Origin of the sequence: Jatrophihabitans sp., from assembly GCF_051960575.1 — a bacterium.
In the GTDB taxonomy this organism is placed as follows: Bacteria; Actinomycetota; Actinomycetes; order Mycobacteriales; family Jatrophihabitantaceae; genus JBQCEE01.
In genome coordinates, this window is sequence record NZ_JBQCEE010000022.1 from 1 (window position 1) to 2,374 (window position 2,374).

Annotated in this window: 1 protein-coding gene and 1 pseudogene; both read right to left on the reverse strand. The window is 75.4% G+C overall.

What is annotated here, in order from left to right:
* Nucleotides 1-658: pseudogene (locus ACTHMS_RS01015) on the reverse strand (ATP-binding protein); the annotation flags it as partial.
* Nucleotides 655-2,196, reverse strand: coding sequence for an SCO6880 family protein (locus tag ACTHMS_RS01020; RefSeq protein WP_440304817.1), 1,542 nt, complete (start codon nucleotides 2,194-2,196; stop codon nucleotides 655-657). The pseudogene ACTHMS_RS01015 and the gene ACTHMS_RS01020, both read right to left, overlap by 4 nt.
* Nucleotides 2,197-2,374 lie beyond the last annotated feature (178 nt).

The window sequence follows — 2,374 nt, forward strand, 5'->3', positions numbered from 1 at the left end:
CCTCCTCCCGCGGCAGCCGAGCCCAGTGGTGGCCCAGCGGCCCGAAATCCAGCGGGTTGATCCGCGTCGACAGGCCGTGCCCGACCGCGTGCGGCTGCACCCCGACCGCGTGGCACAGCGGCTCGTACTCGTCTTTCACGTCACCGAGCACGAGGGTGCGGTAGCCGTAGGCCATCATCCGCAGGCAGAACAGCTTGACGGTGCCGGACTTCCCGCGGCCGGGCGCCCCGAAGAAAATCATGTTCGGGTTGGAGACGCCGGCGGTGCCGCGCAGGGTCCACCCGATCGGGTCGGCATGGAACACCCCGCCGGACAGGAAGTCGATGCCCATGGCCGCGCCCGTCGGTGGCAGGCCGTCGCCGGCGATCAGCGGCCACACTCCCCCGACCTGTTCGGAGGTCATCCGGTACACCGCGAGCGGTGCCGGGACCGGGGACCAGCCGGCCGCTGCGGTGGCGATGCCGTGCCGGCCGACCGCGAATCGCATCGGGGTGCCGTCGGCGGACGGTGTGGCGGCTGGCGTGAGCGGTGGGAGGTGGTGGCCGAAGTCGGCGACGAGGCGGGCGACGTCCCGCCCGCCCTGCGCATGGCCGTCGGGCCGCGTTCGCTGGCGGGGGTGGCGACCGAGGCTCGCCAGTCGTGGGTGGGTTGTGGTCATGCGGTGCTCCGGCGGCGGGGAAGGCCGATGCCCAGCGGGAGGCAGGCGGCGGCGAAGCCGCTGTCTTGGGCGAGGTCGAGGCGCAGGGGGACGAAGCCGCTGCTGGTGATGTCGGCCTCGAGGCGGCGGGCGTGGTCGACGATCGAGGAGGTGGACGGGATGGTCACGGCGGCGGCGACCGCGACGCGGACCAGGGCGCTGCCGTCGGCGAGGCGCTGGTCTTGGCTGGCGACGCGGGAGGCGTCGAGGCGGTGCGCTGCCCGGAGGCGGAACCCGGATCGGAGGCGGACCTCGTTGGCCAGATCGGCGGACAGGGCGTCGGCGCCGACGAGCCGGTCGGCGCGGTGGGCCGGGATCGGCTCGAAGAACACGGTGGCCGAGCGTCGTTCGCCGCTGCTGCTGGGCGCGAGCAGCGGGGCCAGGGCGCCGAGCACGGCGCCCTTGTCTGGCAGCAACACGGTGCACGTCGCGGTGTCCCAGGCGTCGTGGCGGTAGTGCCGTCGCGCCGCCGCCGGTGCGTTGGTCGGACCTGCCGCTGCGACCGGCAGCAGCGCGCTGCCGTGCTCGCCGACGCTGTGTACTTGGTCGTGGGTGTGGGTGAGGTCGGCGCGGTCGCCGGGGGCGAAGCCGGTGCGGATGGCGGCGGCCAGGGTCGGGGTGTCGAGCCAGGTGACGGCGGTGCAGCCGACCGGACCGAGTAGGCGGGCCTCGAGTTCGCCGAGCAGCCCGTACAGGACCCGGGCGCGGCCGTCGATGCCGCCGCCTGCTTCGCGGCCGGGGCGGGCCAGGCGGTGTTCGGGGACGACGACGGTCAGGAACAGCTCGTGCCGTACCGCCGCCGCGGTCACGATCGCGGCGAGTTCCGACTCGATGTGGCGCACCAGGTCGGGGGCGCCGGGGTGCAGATGCCGGTCGTGCCAGGCGGCTCGTTCGGCGCCGTCTTCCGGGGCGGTGCGGACGTGCAGGGCGATGGTCGAGGCGAGTTCGCTGGTGGCGGCGCCTTCGAGCAGCTCAGCGAGGCCGGCGCCCATGCGGGCCCGGGCGGCCGGTCCGGCGAGGCCGATGCCGGGGTGGGACAGGCGCGCGACGAGCGCCCACGTCTGCTCGCGGTGGTCGGCCACGATCGCCGGGCGGGTGAGCAGCGCGCCGAGCGGTGGCCCGTCGTGCACGCGCACGCCGGCCAGGACGCCGGGCAGGTCGGCTTCGGCGAGATCGTCGGCGGTGCCGGCCGCGGCGCGGGATTGCCAGTCGCTCCAGCCCCGCGCACGCCCCCAGGTGTGCAGTGCCGCGTCGATGCCCCACCTGGCCGGTGAGCGTCCGCGGATCGGCAACCCCACCATCGCCGCGACCGCGAGCCACGCGGCCAGGGCAGCGGCAGCGACGGCCCAGCGGTGGTTGGCGGCGGCGAGCAGGATCGGGATCGCGGCGACGGCCAGGACCGCGACGGCGGTGCCGGACAGGCCAAGCAGCCAGCGGTGCCGGTCCTTCGACCAGCCGCCGTAGCGGACCACCTCGCCCGTCAAGTCGTGATCGCTCATGACCCGCTCCGTCCGGAGCGGGCACCCGGCCGCGCGCCCGCTGCCCCCGCTGCCCCCGCTGCTGCGCCGGGTGTTGCGCCGACCGGCTCTTTCGGCACGGCTGGGTCAGCGACATGACCGTCGGGGGTGGGTGGGATCGGCGTACGCAGCAGCGGCGGCGTGTATGGCTCAGGGGCCG

Excerpts from the sequence above, each read along its gene's own strand:
- ACTHMS_RS01020 (WP_440304817.1), bottom strand. The coding sequence starts at position 2,196 with ATGAGCGATCACGACTTGACGGGCGAGGTGGTCCGCTACGGCGGCTGG.